General features: G+C 54.3%; 20 protein-coding genes and 4 pseudogenes. 13 read left to right on the top strand and 11 right to left on the bottom strand.

Annotation, left to right across the window (positions count from 1 at the left end):
- Positions 1 to 123: 123 nt before the first annotated feature.
- Positions 124 to 1,032, bottom strand: a complete 909-nt coding sequence (gene gcvA / locus F8562_RS19195) for a transcriptional regulator GcvA (protein WP_094909182.1) — start codon at positions 1,030 to 1,032, stop codon at positions 124 to 126.
- 119 nt (positions 1,033 to 1,151) lie between these two features.
- Between gcvA and F8562_RS19190 the strand changes: the two genes are divergently transcribed.
- Positions 1,152 to 2,066 carry a DMT family transporter gene (locus F8562_RS19190; RefSeq protein ID WP_014837498.1) on the top strand — a complete coding sequence of 305 codons (915 nt, stop codon included), beginning with the start codon at positions 1,152 to 1,154 and terminating at the stop codon, positions 2,064 to 2,066.
- Positions 2,067 to 2,086: 20 nt separating this feature from the next.
- Here the strand turns inward: F8562_RS19190 and F8562_RS29330 are convergent, their stop codons facing one another.
- The 3 genes and pseudogenes from F8562_RS29330 to F8562_RS19185 form a co-directional block, all read right to left on the bottom strand.
- Positions 2,087 to 2,434: a hypothetical protein gene (locus F8562_RS29330; RefSeq protein WP_014837497.1), complete on the bottom strand. Its 348-nt coding sequence runs from the start codon at positions 2,432 to 2,434 to the stop codon at positions 2,087 to 2,089.
- A gap of 34 nt (positions 2,435 to 2,468) precedes the next feature.
- Positions 2,469 to 2,591: pseudogene (locus F8562_RS29325) on the bottom strand (VapC toxin family PIN domain ribonuclease); the annotation flags it as partial.
- On the bottom strand, positions 2,582 to 3,907 hold the full coding sequence (locus tag F8562_RS19185; protein WP_176394013.1) for a hypothetical protein: 1,326 nt from the start codon (positions 3,905 to 3,907) through the stop codon (positions 2,582 to 2,584). The pseudogene F8562_RS29325 and the gene F8562_RS19185, both read right to left, overlap by 10 nt.
- An 866-nt stretch (positions 3,908 to 4,773) precedes the next feature.
- Here F8562_RS19185 and F8562_RS19180 point away from each other — a divergent pair.
- Together F8562_RS19180 and F8562_RS19175 are read left to right on the top strand one after the other, a co-directional pair.
- On the top strand, positions 4,774 to 5,547 hold the full coding sequence (locus F8562_RS19180; RefSeq protein WP_088168442.1) for a Zygote formation protein zyg1: 774 nt from the start codon (positions 4,774 to 4,776) through the stop codon (positions 5,545 to 5,547).
- A 310-nt stretch (positions 5,548 to 5,857) separates the two neighbouring features.
- Complete coding sequence (locus F8562_RS19175; RefSeq protein ID WP_032693194.1) at positions 5,858 to 6,331, top strand: hypothetical protein; 474 nt, start codon at positions 5,858 to 5,860, stop codon at positions 6,329 to 6,331.
- A 268-nt stretch (positions 6,332 to 6,599) separates the two neighbouring features.
- Here F8562_RS19175 and F8562_RS19170 read toward each other — a convergent pair.
- The 6 genes and pseudogenes from F8562_RS19170 to F8562_RS19155 all read right to left on the bottom strand — a co-directional run bounded on the left by F8562_RS19170 (position 6,600) and on the right by F8562_RS19155 (position 9,669).
- Positions 6,600 to 6,949 (bottom strand): annotated as a pseudogene (locus F8562_RS19170) (type II toxin-antitoxin system VapC family toxin).
- Positions 6,950 to 7,011: 62 nt separating this feature from the next.
- A pseudogene (locus F8562_RS29320) lies at positions 7,012 to 7,176 on the bottom strand (AbrB/MazE/SpoVT family DNA-binding domain-containing protein); the annotation flags it as partial.
- Between the two features lie 27 nt (positions 7,177 to 7,203).
- On the bottom strand, positions 7,204 to 7,950 hold the full coding sequence (locus F8562_RS29510) for an SAM-dependent methyltransferase (RefSeq protein ID WP_223226754.1): 747 nt from the start codon (positions 7,948 to 7,950) through the stop codon (positions 7,204 to 7,206).
- 360 nt (positions 7,951 to 8,310) lie between these two features.
- Positions 8,311 to 8,736: pseudogene (locus tag F8562_RS29505) on the bottom strand (class I SAM-dependent methyltransferase); the annotation flags it as partial.
- 113 nt (positions 8,737 to 8,849) lie between these two features.
- Complete coding sequence (locus F8562_RS19160) at positions 8,850 to 9,401, bottom strand: GNAT family N-acetyltransferase (protein ID WP_014837489.1); 552 nt, start codon at positions 9,399 to 9,401, stop codon at positions 8,850 to 8,852.
- Between the two features lie 10 nt (positions 9,402 to 9,411).
- A complete protein-coding gene (locus tag F8562_RS19155; protein ID WP_004110819.1) occupies positions 9,412 to 9,669 on the bottom strand; it encodes a YjhX family toxin in 258 nt (85 codons plus the stop codon).
- 675 nt (positions 9,670 to 10,344) lie between these two features.
- Between F8562_RS19155 and uxuA the strand changes: the two genes are divergently transcribed.
- From uxuA to foxA, 5 genes are all read left to right on the top strand, one after another.
- Positions 10,345 to 11,529 (top strand): mannonate dehydratase, encoded by a 1,185-nt coding sequence (uxuA, locus tag F8562_RS19150; RefSeq protein ID WP_014228054.1) that lies wholly within the window; start codon positions 10,345 to 10,347, stop codon positions 11,527 to 11,529.
- Between the two features lie 73 nt (positions 11,530 to 11,602).
- On the top strand, positions 11,603 to 13,078 hold the full coding sequence (locus F8562_RS19145; protein WP_014228053.1) for a fructuronate reductase: 1,476 nt from the start codon (positions 11,603 to 11,605) through the stop codon (positions 13,076 to 13,078).
- Positions 13,079 to 13,216: 138 nt separating this feature from the next.
- On the top strand, positions 13,217 to 13,993 hold the full coding sequence (gene uxuR / locus F8562_RS19140) for a Uxu operon transcriptional regulator (RefSeq protein WP_004847986.1): 777 nt from the start codon (positions 13,217 to 13,219) through the stop codon (positions 13,991 to 13,993).
- A 152-nt stretch (positions 13,994 to 14,145) separates the two neighbouring features.
- Positions 14,146 to 15,138 (top strand): helix-turn-helix transcriptional regulator, encoded by a 993-nt coding sequence (locus F8562_RS19135; RefSeq protein ID WP_014228052.1) that lies wholly within the window; start codon positions 14,146 to 14,148, stop codon positions 15,136 to 15,138.
- Positions 15,139 to 15,259: 121 nt separating this feature from the next.
- Positions 15,260 to 17,368, top strand: coding sequence for a ferrioxamine B receptor FoxA (foxA, locus tag F8562_RS19130; protein WP_088168441.1), 2,109 nt, complete (start codon positions 15,260 to 15,262; stop codon positions 17,366 to 17,368).
- A gap of 41 nt (positions 17,369 to 17,409) precedes the next feature.
- On the opposite strand, the gene F8562_RS19125 is transcribed toward foxA, so the two are convergent.
- Positions 17,410 to 17,661 (bottom strand): zinc ribbon domain-containing protein, encoded by a 252-nt coding sequence (locus F8562_RS19125; protein ID WP_014837485.1) that lies wholly within the window; start codon positions 17,659 to 17,661, stop codon positions 17,410 to 17,412.
- 225 nt (positions 17,662 to 17,886) lie between these two features.
- On the opposite strand from F8562_RS19125, the gene gabD reads away from it, so the two are divergent.
- The 5 genes from gabD to F8562_RS19100 all read left to right on the top strand — a co-directional run bounded on the left by gabD (position 17,887) and on the right by F8562_RS19100 (position 24,995).
- Positions 17,887 to 19,335: an NADP-dependent succinate-semialdehyde dehydrogenase gene (gene gabD / locus F8562_RS19120; RefSeq protein WP_014837484.1), complete on the top strand. Its 1,449-nt coding sequence runs from the start codon at positions 17,887 to 17,889 to the stop codon at positions 19,333 to 19,335.
- A gap of 340 nt (positions 19,336 to 19,675) precedes the next feature.
- Positions 19,676 to 21,079: an undecaprenyl-phosphate glucose phosphotransferase gene (locus F8562_RS19115; protein ID WP_014228048.1), complete on the top strand. Its 1,404-nt coding sequence runs from the start codon at positions 19,676 to 19,678 to the stop codon at positions 21,077 to 21,079.
- Positions 21,069 to 22,355 carry an outer membrane beta-barrel protein gene (locus F8562_RS19110; protein WP_014837483.1) on the top strand — a complete coding sequence of 429 codons (1,287 nt, stop codon included), beginning with the start codon at positions 21,069 to 21,071 and terminating at the stop codon, positions 22,353 to 22,355. Before F8562_RS19115 ends, F8562_RS19110 begins: the two co-directional genes overlap by 11 nt.
- A complete protein-coding gene (locus tag F8562_RS19105) occupies positions 22,352 to 22,906 on the top strand; it encodes a polysaccharide biosynthesis/export family protein (RefSeq protein ID WP_014837482.1) in 555 nt (184 codons plus the stop codon). Before F8562_RS19110 ends, F8562_RS19105 begins: the two co-directional genes overlap by 4 nt.
- Position 22,907: 1 nt before the next feature.
- Complete coding sequence (locus tag F8562_RS19100) at positions 22,908 to 24,995, top strand: GumC family protein (protein WP_014837481.1); 2,088 nt, start codon at positions 22,908 to 22,910, stop codon at positions 24,993 to 24,995.
- Positions 24,996 to 24,999 lie beyond the last annotated feature (4 nt).

Below are 24,999 nucleotides of genomic sequence, written 5' to 3'. Positions count from 1 at the left end.
GCCGTCAGGTCTGCTGTATTCGAGCAGCAACGTGTCTTCAGCGGGGAAACGAATATCTCCCCATTTACTCCCCACGCCACAGGGGATTCAGAGAGAGTACGGACAGAACTGGAGCCAGCTTCTTTATTTAGCCCTCTTGTCTATCGCGGGAAATTCTTTGGTCGCGGTCGTGGTTATCCAGTCACGGAAACGCCGGCATATCTTCTGCAAGACCGCGGACTCGTCGTACACCAGATAGTACGCAATCGGGGTATCAACCGGTATTTTTAGCGGGTTAATCAGCAAACCACTCTTCAGTTCTTCACAAATAAGAGAACTGCGCACGAGCACGATACCTTTGCCCGCGATTGCGGCCTCAATCACGCCGTTGGAATCGATGAAAACGGGCCCCGTGTCTGTCTTCAGATCGCTAATACCCAGAGCACGAAACCAGAGAGCCCAGTCCAGCCGGTGTTCATCGTGCAGCAGCGTGTATTCAGCCATATCGCCCGGTGATGAGAGCTCGTCTTCTGATGCGATTAACCGGGGGCTACAGACAGGGAGGAGTTTATCGTTTATCAGGCACTCAGACTCCAGCCCGGGATAGTCACCAGCCCCGTGTCGGATGGCGAAATCAATCCCTTCAGACAGTAAATCAACCTGCCTGTTGGTGGTACTGATTTGCACTTCCACGCCCGCGTTAGCTTTTTCAAATGCAGGCAGCCGCGGCAGGAGCCATTGGATGGCAAAACCACTTGTGCAACTGACCGTCACTTTGTTTGCCTTTCCTTCATTCATTAAGCGCTGTGTTGCTTCTGCTATCTGATTGAAAGCCGGCCTTATCGCCCGCAGATAGATGCGTCCTTCGGTTGTCAGTTCGAGACGGCGAGGACTACGGATGAACAACCGGCTGTTCGTCATGCTTTCCAGCTTCGCAATCTGTTGGCTGACCGCGCTGGATGTTACGCATAACTCATCGGCAGCCGCTTTCATACTCATCAGCCTTGCCGCAGACTCAAAACACATAAGCGCATGTAAAGGTGGCATTTTCATCGGCTACACGAATTCATGAATTAGAAAAGCTTAAGTATAAACAAAAATCTTGTTTGTCAGTACGCCCGCCCTGTTTCACAGTTACGTTGTGACTTCTCATTCAAATAAAAGGAACCGCTATGCGCATTGCTGATTATCTTCGGTTATTGTTGCTCGCCGCTATCTGGGGCGCGAGTTTTCTCTTTATGCGCATAGCCGTACCGCAGTTTGGCGCTATTAACACGGCTTTTTTGCGCGTCTTTTTTGGTTTCACAGGCCTCGCGGTTATTTTATTTATCTTTAAATCTTCTTTTGACTTTAAAGATAAATTTAAGTCCTCAGTGATGCTTGGCGTCATTAATTCAGGATTACCCTTCCTGATGTATTGCCTGGCTGCCAAATGGTTACCGGCTGGGTATTCAGCCATTCTGAATGCAACAACGCCGTTGATGGGGGCGGTGATTGGGTTTGCATTTTTTGCAGAGAAATTAACCTTCAGAAAATGGGCTGGCATGCTCCTGGGCATTGTCGGGATCATCGCGATCGCCACAATTGGTGAACCCCTGTCAGCTGAGAAACAAATTGCCGGCGTTATTGCCTGCCTCATCGCGACCAGTTGCTATGCGACCGCCGGTTTTCTGACGCGTAGCTGGATTTCAAACAAAGGTGGACTCGATCCTAAAATCGTGGCCTTCGGTAGTCAGATAGGTGCGTCCTTTTTTTTGCTACCCTTTTTTATATGGAGCACCCATAGTGGACCGACCGTTAACTGGTTACAGCAAGAGGCATGGATAAGCGTCATTGCCGCAGGAGCGATCTGTACCGCATTTGCCTACATACTCTATTTCCGGCTTATCGCTGATATCGGCCCCTTACGTTCACTCACAGTTACTTTTTTAATTCCCCCCTTCGCTGTGTTGTGGGGATATCTGGCTCTGGGGGAAACCATTAACCAAGGATTTATTATCGGAGCGTTAATTGTATGCGTTTCGGTGTGGCTGGCTGTCAGTCCGGAAAAAGCATCGACAGTCTTAAAGAGTGAAGCAACAAAATAAACTCGAAGGCGTCGATATCACTACATTGAAGGTACCTGCCAGAGGCACAGCTCTGTAATCTGCTCCAGCCGCAGCAGTGAAGTCCGCTCACGATCTTCACTGATAACACGACCGGGCCATCTTTCAGGCATGGCCCGGTTTAAAAAGATACGCTGACAGTTCGGCAGCGGTGATATCAAACTCGAGTTGCTGTATGACTTCTGCCAGTTTTTTTCTGCCGTTTCACGGTCAATCTGATCCAGCAAAATCTGGATAGCGGCCAGTTTAAGCTCCTGAGGAAGGTGTTCCAGATCAATAACAACATCGCCGTCAGTTTCTTCAGCCGGTTCTCTGAAAAGCCAGCCGTAGTCCGTGTGTTCAGCATTCATTTCTCTCGTCTCCGTAACGAAATTTTTTTCGGGATTATTTCACCCAGTCTTCCAGCACCAGGCCCGGCACCCGCGCAAACTCCCGCGTATTATTCGTCATCAGTACGGCGGCGGCCAGTGCCGCCTTGATCGCCGTGGTGGCATCCACTACCCGCCTTGATTTAGCTTCCATCCTCTTCGCAGAACATTGTCAAGAAACTCATCCCGTTTTAATCCCGGCGATTGACCTGCTTCGGTAATAATGGCGTTCAGTGTTTTTCTGGCCAGGATACGTGCTTGCAGAATGTGTTCACCTGGAATTTTCTCAAGCATATTGCCGTGCACATAGTTACTACGGGCTTTATACAGGACGTGCAACTTCTCTTTGACAGATGCATCATTAAGTAACCCCGCCAACCTGTGTTTTAATCTACCAGTACCACCAAGATCTTTGAGCTCTTTTTCCAGTGTCTTATTCACTGATTTTTCGCCAACACAGGCGTCAATCACGACAATATGAGCCAGGAACTCGTCAACGCCATCGGACCGAAACGCTTTCACAAATTGATGACGAGCCGCCATATTGATGAGGCCATTGGTTATGGCCGTTTCAAGGCGCTCGAAGACGTGAGTGTCAACAAAAGGCATCAGTTGGTCACTGGTCAGGCTGTAATTGTATTTGTAGGGAGCCACATACTCCTGGCAGTCCGTATTTTCATCCTGATATGTATAAGGTACCCAGGTGAGTGAGGCGGCTGACGGGATGGGGGGTTGTTGCCAAAAAATATCGTCTGAGAGCGTATGCACCCAGGGGATATCGAAGGGGCGCCAGTGGTATTCTTCGTTAAGTTGCCATTCTTCCCAGATGGCCAACAGCAATAAAAAAATGGCACCTTCCACGGCTTCCGGATAATGGTATTTGTAGGGATAGACCGTTCCTGGAATTTCCTTACTGGCATTCCAAAACCAGTAGCGTTCAGCAAATTCTGCACACAGCGCCTCATCATGACTGACCACCAACCACAAAAACTGCGATAAACCCGCAGTATCTGCATGGGCGTACCCAAGCTGTCTTTGCTGCGGCAAAGAATTCAGCAGCTCATCCAGCTCACTTCTACTGAAGCGCCTGATACTTGCGTTGGCCGTCTTAATTTGCGGTATATCGCCAGCGCAATCGAGCGGGCAGAGATAGATATGATGCGTGTGGTGCTTCATTAATGCCTCGTAACAGCCTGCGGCCGTATCAGATCTATCCGTGGCGGCGAGCGGGGAGCCGGCAGGAAACAAGCAGGGAACCCCAAGTTTTTGGAGTCCACGAAGCAGAAAGGGATCAAAAAAGTTTCCTTTGATTTTGGCATAGCAAAGCTTATCTGCCGTGTTCCGAAGAAGCAGAAATTCGGGTAATTTAAGTATGGTGTTGATGTCCATGCCCGACGGCAGGTGCCATACGCGGTCAAATGCCTCGATAAATTCGTCCGGTATTGTCGCTGTCATTGCCGCCCTTCCCGTTGCTGATAATGCTCTGGAGTATACCGCGAAAAACTTCATCAATATCACGGGTTTTCCCGCCCTTCTCTGTCCGCCTGCGCTATCATGATGGCGCCGCCGGATTGACCGGTGTTCAGATACTGAAGGAAAAACTCAGCAACTGGCGGGACGGACCTGAACCGGCCAGGAATTCCACATGGGCTGATTGCCCGATACAACGAAATGAAACCCCTGTACGCGGAACTCGCTGAAAAAGGTATTAATAACCTGCAGCTTTGGGAGCTGCTTGAACAGTGTATTTTTGCCGGGGCGTATGCCACAGATGGGTATCACAAAGCCCTCTGTGCTGAACACGGTGAGCTACAGGAACTTTGCGAAGAAATCTCACGTACGGCTGTACATTTCCGATGTGGCATCCACCGCCGCTCGGCCCCAGATCAGCACGGTATCAACGCCTCGACCAGCAGCCGTGGCAGGGTGACACTTTCCTGCAGCTCGCCCGGAATGCATCCCGGTGCAGGTGATGGCCGGGACCACAACCTGTGGACATCGGTGCATTCAGTTTCGAATGTATTCTCTTGAGGAGATAAATCTTGTCATTGAGACGAATGCATATTATTTTTTAAAAATCGATACGAGTTATAATATTCATTTAATCAATACACATCATGAATTTATGATTAATGAATCGATCCATTATGATTATATTTGACAACATAATGTGAAACACATCACGGATTTATTAACTTTTCAATTCCATTATGAATTACACCAAATGAAAAATGAAACTTAAAAATTAATTCACTATGTTTTTAAGTTGATTTTTATTGTGTAAGCGCAATTCTCTTCTGTTGATTTATAAGGATATGACTATGCTGACCGAAATGAAAAAAAACAGTCCGGTTTTTAAATTCACCTCACCTGAAAAAACAACACTTTCAGAATATTTACGTATATTCAAAACTCAAGAAAATAAGGATAATGTCGGTGGTGAAACTCCTGTTAATTTCATTATGAATCAGACAGGAAATATATACTATGCCACAACCAGTGAAGTGATGCAGGAAAGAACGAAGGAACTGTTTGACTGTGTGACGGTTTTATTTGCGGCGATGACCCGGGCACTTGCTCTTAGCAACAAAACATTATTTGATTATGATGCGTGGGAAAAAATGATCAGCAGCACTGGTTTTTTTGTGCAGGTCCAGAAGTTCAGCAATACACTGACTATCAAGAGTGGATCTCTGAGTGTGGATACCCAGATTGTTCAGAATTTATTACCCGGCCTGACCGCAGGGCGGTCAATGCAAATAGCAAAAGATGTTCTGAACGCTCTCAGTGGTGAATTCACCCGTTCGCAGGAAGACGATAAAGCAAAAATCGCCCATCTTCTGTTTATCTGTGAAGAACTCTTTGGGGCACCAAGCGTGACGGTAAGGCTCTTTTATGCGACAAAGGAATCTCATAAAAAAGTCACCAGTTCACCGTGCCATAAATCTGTGCAGACTTCTTTTGAGCAACTTCAGGAAGCCAGTACATTCCTTTTTGTCGACCCTGCTGCAATTGCAAAATATGGCGTCATACTCAATCAGGAGCCCGAAGAATATACAAAACTCATTGAAAGATTGAAATCTTACGTTCAATAAATTTATTCCATATTAACCAGTATTGGCCTGGATGTGGGATAACGGGAAAATCGGGGGGCCGGCATAGACCCCCTGTCTGAAACTTTACAACCGGCAGCAACACCGGAGAGCAGTTCAACTGCCCAGTCAGAATAAGCAGACATGTATTATTATCATGTTTATTACTGATATCATCACGTCTGGAAAGGAACTATTATTTAAAATTCAACGCTCCCATCCTTGTATTTGTTGGCATGACCTGAATATATCAGAATTAATTATATGATTCTAAAAAAGTGTTGTTTGAGGGGATTTAATTCCGGAGATTAAAATGAATAAATTATTTTTGTATGATGACGGTTCAGTAACATCCGATACGTTAAGGATTATGCGCAGAAAGGGGTATAGTTGCCAGCCATTAACTGAAGATCCCGATTTTTTTTGGACGTCAATATCGGCATTAAAAAATGGTGATGTTTTCGTGTTACTGAGCCATGGTAACGAGAGGGGGCCTTTGGCGGTGAGAGGTGATGAGGGGGATGACATTGATCTTACAAAGTTCAGTAAAGATATTAGTGAGAAAAACATAAAACTATATCTTCTCTCTTGCCATACTGGACTCCCTCCTTGTGAAACTATCCTGACTGCGAATGGTGTCAATTTTGTCGCCCCTCTGGGACTGGCGGTATTCGAGACAGTTGGTGAGGACATGATAAACATCCATTCAAAAGAGGGTCAAACTAATCCTGGATGGGCTGGCCGGCTTAGCCCGGGTAGAGCAACTAAATCTCTTTTTCTGCCATAAAAAAAGAGTTCTTTCTTCAGATCTCTAAATGTTGGAACAGGCAGCAATAATCTTGGGCCCTGTTATATCACTGGCTGACAGGACAGGGCTGGCAGGGTAATAAAGCATTCCGGTCGTACTTAACGATCGTTAATACTGAGTGTTCACTGCACCAGTAGTATCGACTCAGCCAGCATTTACCGGAAATTAGGTTCCTCACACTGACGGGGATATTGCTCAGAATTTCGTGCCACTCACCACGATACCCTTATCGTGACCTTCACTCATTTTATTTTATCCAATCTTCCAGAACCAGGCCCGGCACCCGCGCAAACTCCCGTGTATTATTCGTCACCAGCACGGCGCCGACCGCGATGGCGTGCCCGGCTATCGCGATGTCGTTTGGCCGATTGGCGTCCCGGCGAGGCGCAGCACCACTTTGATGTCCGTGGTGGCGTCCACCGCGGCGCGGTCCCAGGGCAGGACAGCATCGAGGCGCGCGCAGAACGCGTCGACCAGTTGCACATGGCGCGGCGAGGCCTTCGGTCCGGTGGTGCCGAAACGCATCTCGGCATAAATCAGGGCCGAGACCACGATGCGGTGACCGCGCAGCACTGCCTGCTCCAGGCGCTTCAGCAACGTTGCCGGCTACTCAAGCATGATGAAAGAGCAGATGCAGGTGTCGAGCATCCAGCTCTTCTTCATAGCTCAAACCGTCTTTCATCGCTGACCACGTCTTCACGCTCCGCCATAAATTCCGGATCGGCCCTGTCCAGCTGCACGAACGAGCTCCAGGTCGGCCGGACGGGACGCAGAATGATGCTGTCCCCTTCCCGGACGATCTCCAGCTCGCTGATCCCGGCATAGCCTTCCTGCTATGCCGGGTCTTTCAACTACCGCTTGATTAACGCAAATACGCCCCAGCCAAAGTATTCACGCGTATAAGTCGCATGGCGTTTTGGCGCCATCGTCAGCTCCGCCCGGACTTCTGGCACAAACTCATCATCGGGGTTTTCCTCTAACCAACGGCGCATGGTGAGCCATTTCGCCGCTTCGTAGCGGTCCCAACCTTCCTGGTCCGCCAGCACCATTTCGACGAGGTCATAACCAAGCGCATCGTAAGAGGAGACCAGATCGGCAAGCGTCAGAAAGTCGGCGAGCGAAGAGGCGCCACAGGCCTGTGCTATCTCTTCCGTTGCCGGTACCTGGCGCCAGTACGGTTCGCCGATCAGCAGCATACCGCCGGGCTTGAGGCTTTTGCTCAGCAGCTCGATAGTCCCGGCGACGCCGCCGGCGATCCAGGTCGCGCCCACGCAGGCGGCGATGTCGCATTTTTCCTCGGCCACATAACCGGCGGCGTCCTGGTGAATAAACGTCACGCGGTCGGCAACGCCAAGCTCTTCTGCCCGCAGCTTAGCCTGCTCGCTGAACAGCGCGCTCATGTCGACGCCGATGCCGCGAATGCCGTGATCGCGCGCCCAGGTACAGAGCATCTCCCCCGATCCGCTGCCAAGATCGAGTATCCGGGTTCCGGCCTTCATTCGCAGCACGCGGCCAAGGGCGGCGTATTTTTCCGGCGTAAACGGGTTATGGATGCGGTGAGCGCTTTCACTAATGGTGAAAATACGTGGAATATCCAATGGTTGAATTCCTTTTATGGGTTTTGCGGAAAGAGAATCGGGAACGTTTTTTTCGGCCAGCAGCGCGTACAGCTTGCCGGTAAAGGTTTCGCTGACCGGCCATTCCGCCTCATCCGGGCGGGTAATGGTGGTCAAACCCGCCGTGCGCAGCAGGTCGAGATAAGCGTCATCGTGCCAGGCGGTCATCCGGCTGCCGAAGCGCGTCACCTTGCCGCTCTCTTCAATCGCCATAAACCGCGTGGAGCTGGTTTGCGCCGCCGGATCCCAGGCGTGCTCCGTCAGCAGCAGGTGCGGAACATCAAGAAACAGCCCCTGCGGACAGCGCTGCCAGCCGGGATCGGCCATTCCCTGACGTTTAACTTCAGCATAGGTATGAACCTCGATGAGCAGCTTTCCCCACGGAACCAGCCACTGCGCGCAGCGATGAACCAGCGAGCGGGCCTCAGCCGCGCTGAACACGTTCAGTTCACCGAAGGTCATCATAATGAAATCAAACTGGGTTTCCGGCGCGTACTCGCGAACGTCCTGCTGGTGATAGGCAATATCCAGCCCGGCCGCCTGCGCCTGCTGCCGGGCCCAGGCGATCGACGCCGGCGAAAAATCCACGCCCGTACAGTAAAAGCCGCGCTCCGCCAGCAGGCGGGTGTAAAAGCCCGGCCCGCAGCCGAGGTCCAGAATGCGCGCGCCGGCGGGTAGCTGTCCGGCAATCCACGCGACCTGTTGTTCGATAACCGCCCGCCTGCGGCTGGCCCAGTCGTGCTCCTGCGACAGGTGGTTTTCCAGCATACGCTGGCTAAAAGCCGGTTCATCCCAGGGGATTTTGCGCTCCCGGGATGACAACGCGATATGCCTGGAACCGGTAATAATCGTGCCAATAGTCATCATCATCTCCTTATTGATTACTCGCGCCAGTGCTCGGGTTTCATTAACGCCCGGGCGCACTGTATCTGGCCCGTTCGTCCCAGCGGCTGAGACGAAATCGGCTGCAGCATCCAGCAGGCTTTATGCGCCGCGGGAATCGGATAAGGCGCCGGATAGCCTTTATCTCCCGCGCCTGGCTCAAACCCGTGCCTGGGGTAGTAAGCGGCGTGGCCCAGAACAAATACCGCCTGGCTTCCCATTGCTTTCAACTGCTCAATGCCGTGCCGGATAAGCTCTCCGCCAACGCCCGCGCCCTGGTATTCCGGCACCACCGCCAGGGGAGCAAGGATGTGCATCATCGGCGAGTCCGGCTCCCCTTTGAACGTCGCCCGGGTGAATAAAATATGCCCAACCGCCTCTCCGTTATGCCTGGCCAGCAGCGATAGCGTCGGGCAGGCGCTCTCATCGTTGAGCAAATCGGCCACCAGCCTGGCCTCTTTGCTGTAGCCGAAAGCCCGGGTTTCGACGTCGAGAATGTCATCGGTATCGCCTTCAGAGGCGACATGAAAAGTGAAGCTGTGGTTTGTCATCAGAGGCTCCTTAGCGATTGTCCAGCTGTGCGCGGACGTTATTCAGCCCGGTGGTATTGATGCGGTAAGGCTGTCCGTTGACGGACTTAATCAGCTTTTTGGTTTTGAGTTTTTTGAAAACGGCGAGCGTGCAGTCGCTGAGCAGGAGCCCTTCGCGGCTGTAGCATTCAACAGAGGTGACGCGGCCTGATGCATCGCGGATGTGCGCGATCCGGCCACCTTTAGCGAGAACGTGTAAGGTACGTTGTTCCTGACGGGATAGATTCATACTGAAGAAACCTGTTAATCATCATGCGTAAAAACGAGCCAACACCCTCAGGTGTTCGCGTAAGGTTTAAGCGCAGCGATAACCAGTCCGGCCTGAAAAGGTCGGGAAGCTGATTATCTGATGATGACATTCTCCAGCATCAAAGCCTCGGTGAGAGTTGAAAAGGTATTTACCAGCGGAATGATAACACGTAGTTTTTATATGGAAATCGTAATAATCAAAAAGTGTGATCTGCTGCGAGTCCGTACGCGCTCCGGCCGGCATCAATGACCGCCTCCGTTCTTCTGGTCGATAGGTTTGGCACATTGGTTAACCATTTAGCAACACCTCGCTACCCGCCGCGCACTGGCCCTATGCCCATGAAGAATTCCACTTCTCCGGTTCTGAGTAATCTCTTGAAGTACATGAAAAATGCTTAACGCTAACGCCAGCAGAATCAGCCCGCGCCCCGTGGCGGTTTATCAATGCCGCCCTGTTTAACGTTCCCTCCCCTTCGCGCATCTCCGTCACACTTTGGTTTACCAATTTGCCATTCATGGTTGACATGTTCGACCAATTGGAGGAATTTATACGCCATATCGTCTGGTTTCCCCTCCGTTACGATGGTTGACCGGAACCGACGCTACCATCAAAGCAGCGGCCTGAAGCAGGTCAATAACGTGAAAGAGGTTAAGCATGGAACAGACATGGCGCTGGTATGGCCCTAACGATCCGGTCACTTTAGCTGACGTCCGTCAGGCGGGCGCGACCGGAGTGGTTACCGCCCTGCACCATATCCCGAACGGTGAAGTGTGGACGGTTGACGAAATCCTCAAGCGTAAAGCCATCGTGGAAGCCGCCGGGCTGGTATGGTCGGTGGTCGAAAGCGTACCGATTCACGAAGAGATCAAAACCCATACCGGCAACTACGCGAAGTGGATCGCTAACTACCAGCAGAGCCTGCGCAATCTGGCGCAGTGCGGCATCCGTACCGTGTGCTACAACTTTATGCCGGTCCTCGACTGGACCCGTACCGATCTGGAATACGTCCTGCCGGATGGCTCCAAAGCCCTGCGTTTCGATCAAATTGAATTCGCCGCCTTTGAGCTGCATATCCTCAAGCGTCCGGGCGCGGAAGCGGACTACACCGCCGAAGAGGTCGCTCAGGCGAATCAGCGTTTCGCCGCCATGAGCGATGAAGATAAAGCGCGCCTGACCCGCAACATTATCGCCGGTCTGCCGGGCGCGGAAGAGGGATATACCCTCGACCAGTTCCGCCAGCACCTTGCCACCTATAAAGATATTGATAAAGCCGCGCTGCGCGAGAATTTCGCCGTCTTCCTGAAAGCGATTATCCCCGTCGCCGAAGAGGTTGGCGTACGTATGGCGGTACACCCGGACGATCCGCCGCGCCCGATTCTCGGCCTGCCGCGCATCGTCTCGACCATTGAAGATATGCAGTGGATGGTCGACACGGTGAACAGCATGGCTAACGGCTTTACCATGTGCACCGGCTCCTACGGGGTCCGCGCCGACAACGATCTTGTGGATATGATTAAGCAGTTCGGCCCGCGCATTTACTTCACCCATCTGCGCTCTACGCTGCGCGAAGAGAACCCGAAAACGTTCCACGAAGCCGCTCACCTGCACGGCGACGTGGACATGTACGAAGTGGTGAAAGCGATTGTTGAAGAAGAGCACCGCCGTAAAGCGGAAGGCAAAGAGGATCTTATCCCTATGCGTCCTGACCACGGTCACCAGATGCTCGACGATCTGAAAAAGAAAACCAACCCCGGCTATTCCGCGATTGGTCGCCTGAAAGGGCTGGCTGAAGTTCGCGGCGTCGAGCTGGCGATTCAGCGCGCTTTTTTTAGCCGCTAATTCCTGACTGGCGGGGCCGACGTCCCGCCTTTACCTCTTCGGCCGCCTTTTGCGGCCCACTCTGGAGTTTGCTATGACTGCAACCATTGCCGACAGCAACCTGCCGGTGACGCGCCCCGCGTGGGATCGTTCTCGCCTGGAATCCCGCATCGTTCACCTGGGCTGCGGCGCATTTCACCGCGCGCATCAGGCGCTTTATACCCATCATCTGCTGGAAACCAGCGACAGCGACTGGGGCATCTGCGAAGTCAACCTGATGCCGGGCAACGATCGCGTTCTGATTGAACAGCTGAAAAATCAGCAGCTGCTCTACACGGTGGCGGAAAAAGGCGCTGACAGCACCGCGCTGAAAATTATCGGTTCGATGAAAGAGGCGCTGCATCCGGAAATCGACGGCTGTGACGGCATTCTGCGCGCCATGACGCGTCCGCACACGGCAATCGTCTCCCTGACGGTCACTGAAAAAGGCTACTGCACCGATGCGGCCAGCGGCCAGCTCGATCTCAACAACCCGCTGATTCAACACGACCTCGCCAACCCGACGACGCCGAAATCCGCCATAGGCTATATCGTCGAAGCGCTGCGCCTGCGCCGTGAGCAGGGGCTTGAGGCCTTTACGGTGATGTCCTGCGATAACGTCCGCGAGAATGGCCACGTGGCGAAAGTGGCGGTGCTTGGCCTGGCCCAGGCGCGCGACCCGCTGCTGGCGGCGTGGATTGAAGCCCATGCCACCTTCCCGTGCACCATGGTTGACCGCATCGTACCCGCGGCGACGCCGGAAACGCTGCAGGAGATTGCCGACCAGCTTGGGGTCTACGATCCGTGCGCCATCGCCTGCGAACCGTTCCGCCAGTGGGTGATTGAAGATAGCTTCGTCAGCGGCCGCCCGGCGTGGGATAAAGTCGGCGCGCAGTTTGTTGAAGACGTCGTGCCGTTTGAAATGATGAAGCTGCGGATGCTCAACGGCAGCCACTCCTTCCTGGCGTATCTTGGCTATCTCGGCGGCTATGAAACCATCGCCGATACCATGACCAACCCGGCCTATCGTGAAGCGGCTTTCGCCCTGATGATGCAGGAGCAGGCGCCGACGCTCTCCATGCCGGAAGGCACCGATCTCCAGGCCTACGCCACGCTGCTGATTGCCCGTTTCAGCAACCCGTCGCTGCGCCATCGTACCTGGCAGATCGCCATGGACGGTAGCCAGAAGCTGCCGCAGCGCCTGCTGGATCCCATCCGTTTGCATCTGCAAAACGGCAGCAGCTGGCGCCATCTGGCGCTCGGCGTGGCGGGCTGGATGCGCTATACCCAGGGCATCGACGAGCGGGGGCAGCCTATTGATGTCGTCGACCCGCTGCTGGCGGAGATCCAACAGATCAACCAGCGTTTTCAGGGTGCAGAACGCGTCGCCGCGCTGCTGGCGTTAAGCGGAATTTTTGCCCACGATCTGCCGGACAATAGCGATTTTATTGCGGCGGTGACGCAGGCTTACCACGCGCTGTGCGAACGCGGCGCCCGCGAGTGCGTTGCGGCGCTCGGCGGCGGCCTGTAACGCTCTGTCCTGCCACGGGTCAACTGAACACCAATGTGGTTGACCCGTTTTCCCACTCTCCGCGCACGGGGAGGTGCCAACCCCCTGGCCAGATGCTATAGTCAGCCACCGGGCTATCGCATCTCACAACATAACATCATGAAATCACAAACTTCTCAGCACAGACCCTATCAGGAAGTCGGCGCGTTGATCCGCAATCTGATCGTCCAGACGCCCTATAACCCCGGCGATCGCTTACCGCCGGAACGCGAAATCGCCGAGATGCTGGACGTGACCCGCACCGTGGTCCGCGAGGCGCTGATCATGCTGGAGATTAAAGGGCTGGTCGAAGTGCGCCGCGGCGCCGGGATCTACGTGCTCGATAACGCCGTCGGAGAAGGCGCGGCGGAGAGCGCGGACATCAATCATTGCAATGATGCCGGTCCGTTTGAACTGCTGCAGGCCCGCCAGCTGCTGGAGAGCAATATCGCCGAATTTGCCGCACTGCAGGCAACCCGGGAAGATATCATCAAAATGCGCCAGGCTTTGCAACTGGAAGAGCGCGAGCTGGCCAGCAGCGCGCCGGGCGGCTCCGAAAGCGGCGATATGCAGTTTCATCTGGCCATTGCCGAAGCGACCCACAACAGTATGCTGGTCGAGCTGTTCAGGCAGTCATGGCAGTGGCGGGAAAATAACCCCATGTGGATCCAGCTGCACCGCCATCTCGGCGATACCCACTACCGTCAGGAGTGGCTGGTGGATCACAAACGGATCCTCGCCGCCTTAATCAAAAAAGACGCCCGGGCGGCCAAGCTTGCCATGTGGCAGCATCTGGAAAACGTCAAACGCCGCCTGCTGGAGTTCTCCAACGTCGATGATATCTACTTCGACGGCTACCTGTTCGACTCCTGGCCGCTGGACAACGCTGACGCCTGATCCCTGCCGCTGGCGCACGGATAGCGGCCGTCCGCGCGCCTTCTGTGCCGCAGCGCAAAAGTTGATAATGATTCTCATCTTTATTGTCGCCCTGCCCGCGCAGTGATAAGGTGACGTCATCCGATGACGCCCTCTCCGGTGCCGAAAACCGCATGAACAAGACAACTACGCAGAACGAACCCGCCCGCCAGGCGCTGAGGAAAACCTTCTCCGTCAGCGAGTTTATGGCGTTTGGTGAACGATACGGTATCGACTACCGCTTCCCGCAGCTGCTGCAAAAGCCGGAGCCTCCGCACGCCAGCCCGGTGCTGCGGGGAGAAGTGGAAGAGATGACCCTGCCCTGCGGCATGTGCGTCACCCATTCTGATGTTCACGTATTGCAGCCTTATGAGACCACCTCCCGCCACAGTAGCCCGCTCTATATGCTGGTGGTGCTGGAAGGCTGCGTCGCGCTGACCCTCAACGGGGAGCAGCACCTGGTGCGTTCCGGGATGGCCTTCACCTCGCGCCTTAGCGAACATCAGGCCATGCGCGCCCGCCACGATGCCGACAGCCGGCTCCGTACGCTCTCCCTCGGTCTCTACCCGGACGGCACCTGGCGCGATGGCCTGCTCGATTCATTGATGCGCGAGTGGGAAAGGTGCCAGACGCCAACGCTTATCTGGCAGATACCGGGTTTTCTGCTGAGCGGACTGCAGTACGCGCAGCAGAGCGCGCTGAGTCGCGTGTCCCGACAGCTGATGCTGGAAGGGCTTATCCTGCAGCTGTTCGGCCATGGACTGAGCGTCTGTCAGGATGAAAGCGCGAAGCACGTCGCCCCGGCGGGCGGCGAACAGCAGCGGCTGGAGAGAGTTCGCCGCCTGCTGGAGCAGGCGCCGGAAAACGACTACACCCTCAATGAGCTGGCCCAGCGGGCGGCGATGAGCTCCAGCAGCTTGCGCAGTAAGTTTCGCCAGGCCTACGGCTGTTCGGTTTTTGACTACCTGCGCGATTGCCGCCTGGCGCGGGCAAGAAGCTATCTGCTGGAGGGCTATAGCGTGCAGCAGGCGGCCTGGATGTCGGGCTACCAGCACGCCACCAACTTCTCTACCGCTTTTCGTCGGCGCTACGGCATCTCGCCCTGCGATGTGCAAAAGCCGGGCTAATCCATTTTTCCCCTTTTTGCGAAAAATAGTCAGCGGCTTTGGCAGCGCGCATACGTATCCTGGCATTGCGCATAGCTATAGACGGCATCAAAAAGGTAATAATTCTTATTAACAATTAGAAATGCCTTTGGAGATGTTCATGTTTGCGAAAACTCGCCTGGCGCTACTGGTAGGATGGGTGACCGGCGGCGTCGCCTTCCCGCTGCTGGCCCAGGAAACAACAAAAAACGAAACCATCGTGGTCACTTCGCAGATGCAGAGCGGCGCGACCAAAATTGCCACCCCGGATATAGAGACCCCGCAATCGGTGTCTATTATCACGCGCGAGCAGTTTGAAGAACAGGGCGCGATCAGCGTCCGCCAGGCCGTGAGCTATACCCCCGGGGTTTACAGCAACCAGATTGGCGCCTCCAACCGCTTTGACTATATCGTCCTGCGCGGCTTCTCCGACGGCAGCCTGGATAACGTCTATCTCGACGGCCTGAAAATGATGGGCGATACCAACTCGCACAGCTCGCTGGTGGTCGATCCGTGGTTCCTGGAAAATATCGAAGTGGTGCGCGGCCCGGCCTCGGTGCTGTACGGCCGCTCTTCGCCCGGCGGCATCGTCGCCCTCACCTCGCGTAAACCCTCATTCGATCCCGGCGGAGAAATTAAGCTGTTTGCCGGGAATAACAACCAGCGCGGGGCGGCGTTTGACGTTACCGGGGCGCTGGACGATAACGATCGCGTGGCGGCGCGCTTAAGCGGCATGACCCGCTATGCAGACTCGCAGTTTGATACCTTAAAAGAGCAGCGCTACGCGATTATGCCCAGCCTGACCTGGCGCATCACCGACCAGACGCGCCTTGATTTAATGGCCTATCTGCATCGCGACCCGGAGGGCGGCAGCCACTCGGGCCTCCCCTATGAAGGTACCGTGGTGCCGCACTACGGCAAGAAAATCGCTAACACCTTCTTCGAGGGAGAAGATGACTACGACAAGTACGATCGCCGCGAAAATATGGTCGGCTACAACTTCGAGCATCTGTTTGATAACGGCTGGTCGGTGCGGCAGAAGCTGCGCTACCTGCATACCAAAGTCGAGCTGAATCAGGTTTATGCCGCGGGCTGGCTGAACGAAACCGAGCTGAACCGCGGCTATTCCGGCTCGGACGAAAAGATGAACGCCATCACCCTCGATAACCAGCTCGACGGCAGCGTCGATACCTGGGCCGTTAACCATCGCCTGCTGATAGGGATCGACTATCAGGACCGCAGCAACGACACCACCGGCTACTATGGCGCATTCCCGGCCATTGACGCTTTTAATCCGGTCTACGGCGCGAAGCCGGATTACATCACCATGTACAGCCGCGAGAAGCACAAGCTGCGCCAGACCGGCTACTATTTACAGGATCAAATGTCCTGGGAGCGCTGGCGTTTGACCCTCGGCGGGCGCTACGACCAGGTCAGCGTCTCCAACATCGATAAGCTTAATCAAACGCGCAGCGATCTGGATAAGAACAACTTCAGCACCCGCGCCGCGCTGCTGTATCTGTTCGATAACGGGTTTGCCCCGTACATCAGCTACTCCACCGCCTTTACGCCCACCAGCTTCGCCGACGAAAACGGCAACGTGCTGGATCCGATGAAAGGCAAGCAGTGGGAAGCCGGGCTGAAGTATGAGCCGGAAGGAATGAACAGCCAGTTCAGCGCCTCGGTATTCCGCATCAATCAGACCAATATCGCCACCAAAGAAGAGCCGACCGATCCGTATCGTTCGATTGGTGAAATTGAGTCGAAAGGGGTGGAGCTGGAGGCGATAAGCCAGCTAACGGATAGCTTCCGCCTGCAGGCCGCCTATACCTACACCGACATTCGCTATAAGAAAAGCAGCCCGGAAGAGCAAGGCAAGCGTGCCGTTTACGCGCCGCGCAATCAGGCCAGCGCCTGGCTGAGCTATGATGTGAAAAGCGGCCCGCTGGATGGCCTGACGCTGGGTTCCGGCGTGCGCTACGTCAACGGCATTACCAGCGACCGCCTGAATACGCACACTCTGCCGTCCTGGACGCTGGTGGATATGGCGATCGGCTATGACCTGTCGAAGGTGGGAATTAAAGGCCTCAGCGCCCAGCTGAACGTGAATAACCTGACCGACAAGAGCTACGTTGCCGCCTGTAACTCGCTCTCTTACTGCTACTTTGGCGCAGAGCGCAGTATCGTCGGCAGCGTCTCCTGGAAGTTCTGATCGCGCTAAAAAAGCCCGGAGTTTGCGCTCCGGGCTGCGGGTTACTCTTCCGCTTTGTGGGCCCACGCGGGCATGGCCGTTAAGTAGCGCATCGCCCGCTTGCGCGCTTCCGCGGGGCCGACCTTCTGCCAGGAATCGAGGAACTCGGCCAGGCCGGAGACGGCGTCCTCCCAGGATTTAAGCTTCCCCTCGTTATCGCAGCACCAGGCGCAGTACTCGTCGCTTGCGCTTTTCGCCTCCCCGGCGGACATCGGCATTCCACAGGCCTGACAAAACCGTTCTTGCTGTGACATAGAGCGCTCCTTTCTTGCGAATTGAGCATAAAAAATACAGCATTGTTTGCACAATAACGTTCTGCCAGTTCAAATATCCGTAAATTATTTGTGGTTATTGTTGTATCACCCAGCATTGATCCCGGTTCTCTGAACGCGTTCGTCTACACTAAACAGGGACAGGTGTTTGACGCAGCTGATTCAGGCGCATCCACGGTTTAAAACAGATTAAGACAGGACGCAACCATGCAACTTAACGACCCTACCCTTTTTCGCCAGCAGGCGTTGATTAACGGACGCTGGCGCGACGCCAGCAGCAAAGAGACCCTTGCGGTCACGAACCCCGCCAACGGCCAGCAGCTGGGCAGCGTGCCCAAAATGGGCGGCGCAGAAACCCGCGAGGCTATCGATGCCGCCGCCGGCGCGCTGCCCGCATGGCGCGCCCTTACCGCCAAAGAACGCTCCGCTATCCTGCGCCGCTGGTTTGAGCTGATGATGGAGCATCAGGACGATTTGGCGCGCCTGATGACGCTGGAACAGGGTAAACCGCTGGCAGAAGCAAAAGGTGAAATCAGCTACGCCGCCTCCTTTATCGAGTGGTTTGCCGAAGAGGGCAAGCGCATCTATGGCGATACCATACCCGGCCATCAGGCCGACAAGCGGCTGCTGGTGATTAAACAACCGATTGGCGTAACCGCCGCTATCACCCCGTGGAATTTTCCCTCGGCGATGATCACCCGTAAGGCGGGCCCGGCGCTGGCTGCAGGCTGCACGATGGTGCTCAAGCCCGCCAGCCAGACCCCGTTCTCCGCGCTGGCGCTGGCGGAGCTCGCCAACCGCGCCGGGATCCCCGAGGGCGTGTTTAACGTGGTCACCGGATCGGCCAGCGAAGTCGGCAATGAGCTCACCGGTAACCCGCTGGTGCGCAAACTCTCGTTTACCGGCTCGACGGAAATTGGCCGCCAGCTGATGGAACAGTGCGCGAAAGATATCAAGAAGGTCTCGCTGGAGCTCGGCGGCAACGCGCCGTTTATCGTTTTTGATGACGCCGATCTGGATAAAGCCGTCGAAGGCGCGCTGGCCTCCAAATTTCGCAACGCCGGGCAGACCTGCGTCTGCGCCAACCGCCTGTATGTCCAGGATGGCGTCTACGATCGTTTCGCCGAAAAGCTTCAGCAGGCGGTGAGTAAGCTGCAAATCGGCGATGGCCTGCAGCCGAACGTCACCATCGGGCCGCTGATTGACGAGAAAGCGATCGCCAAAGTACAGGAGCATATCGCCGATGCGCTGGGCAAAGGCGCGCGGATAGTAACCGGCGGGAAAGTTCATGAGCTCGGCGGAAATTTCTTTCAGCCAACGATTCTGGTGGATGTCCCCGGTGATGCCAAAGTGGCGAAAGAAGAGACCTTTGGCCCACTCGCCCCGCTATTCCGCTTTAAAGATGAAGCGGATGTTATTGCTCAGGCCAACGACACCGAATTCGGCCTGGCGGCCTATTTCTACGCTCGCGATCTGAGCCGCGTCTTTCGCGTCGGCGAAGCGCTGGAGTACGGCATTATCGGGATTAACACCGGCCTGATCTCCACCGAGGTCGCCCCGTTCGGCGGCGTGAAATCTTCCGGTCTCGGCCGCGAAGGGTCGAAGTATGGCATCGAGGATTACTTAGAAATCAAATACATGTGCATTGGGATTTAGCCGATAAACGCGCCAGCCCCGCTGGCGCGGATTTTTTAACGCTCAAGTGCGGATCGGCCAGGAACTGTAGCCCTGACGGCCGTTCGTTTGCCACCCGGGTCTCTCCGCCCCTATTTAATCGTAACCGCCATTTTTATGCTTCAGGCAATGATAAAAATATTATTGCCCGTCAGGAAAAGTTATCTCCTCTCAGTCCGGGGCAGGTTCGACATAAGATTAATCGTAGGCTACAATAATCAACGCCGAGCTAAAGCTTAATTTTTGAATAGATTCATAGACATAAATTCAGCTTTAAAGAAGGACAGGACATCATTTTATTGACTATAAAACGAGCAAAAAGATGACGGATAGCACCATTAAAATTTACAACGCCCGCTATAGTAAGCTGATGAAGCTACTGGATTTTATTGCCGTCAACTTGTTCATTTTCGCTTATTTAAAATACTTTTTCGTCGAACCCTCAACGGCCTCTCTGTTCCTGGGCATAATATATTCACTGATTTTTATCAGAGCCAATGAACACTTTCAGCTATATTCTGGTCAGTTTAAAGGCCAGTATTTAAAAAAATTAACTAAATTGTTTTTCAGCGTCAGTATAAGCGGCTTGTTATCATTTTTATTGTTTGTAAGCGCCGAATTATTACTGAACAATCACGCCAGCACAAACGCGGTGCGATTAGCTGAAATTATTGTGCTGTGCTCGATTGCCATATTTATTAGTATGTTTCTGATTCGCGTTATCTCCAGCCGCTATTTTTTCAAATCCAGACTCAAGGTGGCTATTTTAGGCATAACGCCAGCCGGGCTGGCCATCGAGCAGGCGCTGTTTAAGGAGTATACCCACGACGGGATTGACATCACCTTCTTTGAGGACCGCGCCGTGCAGCGCGACAGTCGCCTGCTCAGCATTGAGAAAAAAGGCAACTCACGAGACCTGTTGGCGCTGGCGAAAGCCGGAGAAATCGATGAAGTCTATATTGCCCTGCCGATGGTCGCCCAGCAGCGTATTCGCCAGTTCTTGAATGAATTTTCCGACACCACCGTAGATGTGTTTCTGGTACCGGACCTCTTTTCCTACAGCTCACATATTTCTCAGCTGCGGATGTTTGGCAATATTCAGACGATCAGCATTTTTACCTCGCCGTTTGAAGGCGAAGGCGCGGTACTCAAGCGTATCGAAGATATCGTGCTTGGCGCTTTTTTTACCCTGGTCAGCCTGCCGGTCATGCTGGCGGTGGCGATCGGCATTAAGCTGACTTCGCCGGGCCCGGTGCTGTTTAAACAAAACCGTTACGGCCTGAACGGTAAACAGATCCCCGTCTGGAAGTTCAGAACCATGCGCGTGATGGAAAACAGCGCGGTAGTGACCCAGGCAACGCGTAACGATCCGCGCATTACCCGCTTCGGCGCCTTTTTACGTAAAACCTCACTTGATGAACTGCCGCAGTTTTTTAACGTGCTGCAGGGAACCATGTCGATAGTGGGCCCACGCCCTCACGCGGTCGCGCATAATGAGCAGTATCGCGTGCTGGTGGAAAATTACATGATCCGCCATAAAGTGAAGCCCGGCATTACCGGGCTGGCGCAAATACACGGTTTTCGCGGCGAAACCGACACGATTGATAAAATGGAAAAACGCATTCAGTACGATCTGGAATATATTCAGTCGTGGTCGCTGCTGCTGGACATTAAAATTGTGTTTTTAACGTTTTTCCGCGGATTTGTGGGGAAGAATGCGTTCTGAACTCACTTTCCTCGCAGGTTTGCTGGCGATGCCTTACGCATGGGCTGACCTGCAGGCAAAACCACATACCGGTGTGGCTGGCATCGATTTCGAGAGCCAGGTGGGTTATGACGTCGGTTACAATGACAACGTGACCTGGCAACGCTACGGCGGGAATGAAATCGGCTCCGCTTATCAAGGCGTTAAGCCGATTTTCAAAGCCATCGGCGAACGCTACGAGGACCGTTATTTATTGATGTACTCCGGCGATTACCGCCGCTACGCCAGCGATAGCGCAGATAACCGCGACAATCATTTTTTTATGTTTAACGGCAAGTGGCGCTTCGGCAGCATGCACGGGCTGTCGTTGGATCTCGATGAAACGTTCGGCCATGAAGAGCGCGGCCGCGATACCACCGAGGGGTTTCTCCCCGAGCAGTTTAAAGAGTTTGGCATTAATAAGCCCATCGCCACGCGCTTCTTTAACAGTGAACTGCGCTATAGCTACGGGGCGCCGGAAGGGCGCGGTAAAGCAGAAGTTGCGCTAATGCATAAGCAGCTGCGCTTTCGCAATCTCGACAGCATTGAGGACGCCAGCGCCGACTTTCATTATTACATGCACGATCAGGAGTGGCATGAAAACAGCCTGGTCGCCGAGCTTTTTGATCAAAAAGCCAAAACGCTGCGCTATCGCTACAGTTTTATTACCAACCAGCGTCGCTATGAGCTCAACCCGTTAAAAGACAGTAATGAATATTATCTGCTGGTCGGCATGAAAAATCGTCTTTCCGGCAAGACCGAGATCCACGGCAACGTCGCCTGGCTGTATAAAGATTTTATCCATAATCCCGACTCGCAGGGATTCAACGGCCTGAACTGGGATATTAACGCCGACTGGAAACCGCTTGAACAGATAAAGCTCAACTTACATAGTTCACAACGAATAAAAGATCCCACCGACTCCGGCGGCTATATTCTGGTATCAAATTTCGGTCTGGGCTATGAGCACCACTGGCTGGTCGACAGGTTCTCCACTCTGGTTGATTACTCTTATATTACAGAGGATTACAAACACCAGACCAACGGACGCAAAGATCGATCAAACCTCGTGTCGCTCACCTTCAACTACGACTACCGTCCATCCGTTAATTTTCAGCTGAAGCTGCAATGGAACACGATGCATTCTAATAAAGAAAAAGATGCCTTTTATATTGGCCCGGACTATGACCATGAGGTCGAGCGCACGCTGGGCTACAACGACTCGGCCATTATTTTTATGACGCAGGTACAAATATGATCCTTAGCTATGGAAAACGGGCGGTGATTTCTCTTCTGGCGCTATGGCTGGCGGGCTGTTCGGCGCCGCCGCAGACAATCCGAACGCCGCTGGATGCCGTTTATCATCTGGACCAGGGAGATGAGATCAATATCGCGGTTTCCGGCGAGCAGGATCTCACTATGCGCGTAAAAATCGATAATAGCGGCAGCGTTGATTATCCTTATATAGGCTCCCTGATGCTGAAAGGGAAAACGCCTGAACAGGTCGGCAACGAAATTGCCGATAAGCTGCGCGGTAACTATCTGCAGGCGCCAATGGTGACCGTGAGCATTGCCGAATACCGTAAAATTTATCTGTTAGGCGAAGTCAAAAAACCGGACGGTTACGCCTGGGAACCGGGCTTAACCGCTGAAAAAGCCATTGCGCTGGCCGGCGGGTTTACCGATCGCGCCGATCGCCATGACATCCGCATTCGTCAGTTTCGCAGCGGTAAACTGCTGGAAAACGTCGCCGCCGACTCCGCCGTACAGGCCGGAGATACCATCATCATTGGCATGAGTTTCTTCTGATATGGCTATTTCATTAGTTGAAAATGGAAAGAAGAAAGAAGGCTTTATCGACTTCACGCCTTATTTCAACAAAATTAAGCACAAGCTGATCTGGTGCCTGGTGGTGGTGGTGGTGGCTGCCGCGGCGTCGTGGATCCTGACGCGCTTTATGTCATCCAGCTATACCGCAACCGCGACGGTGCTGTTTAAAGCGCAGTCGCAGGATGTTACCCCCCTGCCGCGGCTGGAAAACTATGATTCCACCCGCAGCGATTACTATGAAACCAAATACGCGCTGATGGGCTCCCGCGTGGTGCTGGAAGCCGCGGTAAAAGCGCTAAAGCTGGATCGGGACCCGGAATTTAACGGCGGGGACAATCTTGATGAGGCCGCACGGGTCAATAATGCGCTGCGCGCCCTGCAAAAAAACCTGACCATCTCCGGCGTGCGCACCACGCAGCTGGTATCCGTTTCGATGGAGGCGAAATCGCCGCAAAAAGCCGCCGATATCGCCAACGGCGTGGCGCAGGCGTTTATCGATTACAGCCTGGCGCAGAAGCAGAAAATCTTACTTCAGGCCCAGGGCTGGAACGAGAAAATGATGGACGATCTGCGCGATAAGCTCGATCGCCAGAAAGCCGACATCGATGATTTCCTCAAACAAAATGGCCTGCTGACCTTCCGCAGCATGGATGGCTACGAGACCGAACGCCTGGGGATCGTGATTAACCATCTGGCCGACGCTACCCAGCGCCGTCTGAAAGCGCAAACGGTGTGGGACAAAGTGCGCCGTCAGCAGGGAAAAGCGCCGGAAGCCATCATCTCGCTGCCGGAAATTTCCGGTCATCCGCAGATTCAGGATCTGCGTATCGCGCTGATCCAGACGCGGCGTAACCTATCGGAAGCGGCGAAACACTATGGCCCTAAGCATCCGAAATATCTTCAGGCTCAGGCCCAGCTGCAGGTCGTCAACGGGCAGATAGGCCAGGTGTTGGGGGAACTACTTAACGGCTTACGCCAGCAGTATCAGATTGCGCTGGACGATGAGCAGCACTATCAGAAGATGCTCGACGATCAGAAAGCCGACTTCCAGGCGCTGGGCGCCAGGCGCGACAAATACAACACCATGATGACCGCGCTGAACAAAACCGAAGAGCTGTATAAATCGCTGTATCAGCGGGCGAATGAGCAGAAGCTCTCCGAGAGCTTTTCGGTTCCCGATGAAGTGATCTACGATGCCGCCGTGCCGCCAAACCTTCCCTCTAAACCGCAGCGCGGTCTGCTTATCGTGATGGCGACCCTGATGGCGCTGGCGCTGTACATCATGTACCTGATAGTCAGCACCGCGCTCGACAAAACGGTGAACAGCATCAGCGAACTGAAAGCCAAAACGGGCCTTGATGCCAGCGGTGAGTTTCCGCTGTTGCCTCAGGCGAACAGCGCGAAGCTGACGTTCCAGAACCTGCTGTATGCCGATATGCTCCACAGCCTGCGCCTGGCGCTGCTCGGCCAGAATACTCATAGCGGGACGATACTGGTAACCTCGACGCAGGCCGATGCAGGCAGCAGCCTGATTGCCGAAATGCTGGCGTGGTCCGCCGCTAAGTCAGGCAAAACCTTGCTCATCGATATAGATTATCTGGCAAGCGCGGGGCTCTCCGCGCGCTATCCTCAGCATAAAACAGGGTTCAGCGAGCGTCTTGATGGCCGCAGCGCCGCGTCCCAGGCGGTGGCCCCCCTTTCCGAGACGCTGGATTTTATGCCGCGAGGCGAACTCAGCGACTCAGCCCTGCTGCTGCTCACTTCTGAACGGCTCCCGGCGCTGCTGACGACGCTGCGGCAGACCTACGATTATCTGATTATTGATGCGCCATCGCTCGGGCTAGCCCAGGACGCCCTGCTGCTGGCGCCGCACGTCGATATCAGCCTGCTGGTGGTCAGCGCAGGCGAGCAGGCGTCGCGCATCCGCGACGCGCAACATCGTCTGCAAGCCGCTGCGCCAACGCCTGTCGCCACCATGCTTAACCGGGTGCAAGAAGAGAACCTGGAGACGCAGGAGGGCAAACGCCTGCCCGAGCGCGGCATGGGCGAACTGATTTCACCGAAGTAGCGAT

Origin of the sequence: Klebsiella sp. RCJ4 (assembly GCF_009025755.1) — a bacterium.
Lineage (GTDB): Bacteria > Pseudomonadota > Gammaproteobacteria > Enterobacterales > Enterobacteriaceae > Klebsiella > Klebsiella michiganensis.
Note: the sequence above shows the minus strand (reverse complement) of the source record. Positions and strands in the feature narration are given on the sequence as shown.

What these genes read in the sequence shown, in the direction of transcription:
- gcvA (WP_094909182.1), bottom strand. Translation starts at nt 1,032, where the DNA reads ATGAAAATGCCACCTTTACATGCGCTTATGTGTTTTGAGTCTGCGGCA.
- F8562_RS19190 (WP_014837498.1), top strand. Translation starts at nt 1,152, where the DNA reads ATGCGCATTGCTGATTATCTTCGGTTATTGTTGCTCGCCGCTATCTGG.
- F8562_RS29330 (WP_014837497.1), bottom strand. Translation starts at nt 2,434, where the DNA reads ATGAATGCTGAACACACGGACTACGGCTGGCTTTTCAGAGAACCGGCT.
- F8562_RS19185 (WP_176394013.1), bottom strand. Translation starts at nt 3,907, where the DNA reads ATGACAGCGACAATACCGGACGAATTTATCGAGGCATTTGACCGCGTA.
- F8562_RS19180 (WP_088168442.1), top strand. Translation starts at nt 4,774, where the DNA reads ATGCTGACCGAAATGAAAAAAAACAGTCCGGTTTTTAAATTCACCTCA.
- F8562_RS19175 (WP_032693194.1), top strand. Translation starts at nt 5,858, where the DNA reads ATGAATAAATTATTTTTGTATGATGACGGTTCAGTAACATCCGATACG.
- F8562_RS19160 (WP_014837489.1), bottom strand. Translation starts at nt 9,401, where the DNA reads ATGACAAACCACAGCTTCACTTTTCATGTCGCCTCTGAAGGCGATACC.
- F8562_RS19155 (WP_004110819.1), bottom strand. Translation starts at nt 9,669, where the DNA reads ATGAATCTATCCCGTCAGGAACAACGTACCTTACACGTTCTCGCTAAA.
- uxuA (WP_014228054.1), top strand. Translation starts at nt 10,345, where the DNA reads ATGGAACAGACATGGCGCTGGTATGGCCCTAACGATCCGGTCACTTTA.
- F8562_RS19145 (WP_014228053.1), top strand. Translation starts at nt 11,603, where the DNA reads ATGACTGCAACCATTGCCGACAGCAACCTGCCGGTGACGCGCCCCGCG.
- uxuR (WP_004847986.1), top strand. Translation starts at nt 13,217, where the DNA reads ATGAAATCACAAACTTCTCAGCACAGACCCTATCAGGAAGTCGGCGCG.
- F8562_RS19135 (WP_014228052.1), top strand. Translation starts at nt 14,146, where the DNA reads ATGAACAAGACAACTACGCAGAACGAACCCGCCCGCCAGGCGCTGAGG.
- foxA (WP_088168441.1), top strand. Translation starts at nt 15,260, where the DNA reads ATGCCTTTGGAGATGTTCATGTTTGCGAAAACTCGCCTGGCGCTACTG.
- F8562_RS19125 (WP_014837485.1), bottom strand. Translation starts at nt 17,661, where the DNA reads ATGTCACAGCAAGAACGGTTTTGTCAGGCCTGTGGAATGCCGATGTCC.
- gabD (WP_014837484.1), top strand. Translation starts at nt 17,887, where the DNA reads ATGCAACTTAACGACCCTACCCTTTTTCGCCAGCAGGCGTTGATTAAC.
- F8562_RS19115 (WP_014228048.1), top strand. Translation starts at nt 19,676, where the DNA reads ATGACGGATAGCACCATTAAAATTTACAACGCCCGCTATAGTAAGCTG.
- F8562_RS19110 (WP_014837483.1), top strand. Translation starts at nt 21,069, where the DNA reads ATGCGTTCTGAACTCACTTTCCTCGCAGGTTTGCTGGCGATGCCTTAC.
- F8562_RS19105 (WP_014837482.1), top strand. Translation starts at nt 22,352, where the DNA reads ATGATCCTTAGCTATGGAAAACGGGCGGTGATTTCTCTTCTGGCGCTA.
- F8562_RS19100 (WP_014837481.1), top strand. Translation starts at nt 22,908, where the DNA reads ATGGCTATTTCATTAGTTGAAAATGGAAAGAAGAAAGAAGGCTTTATC.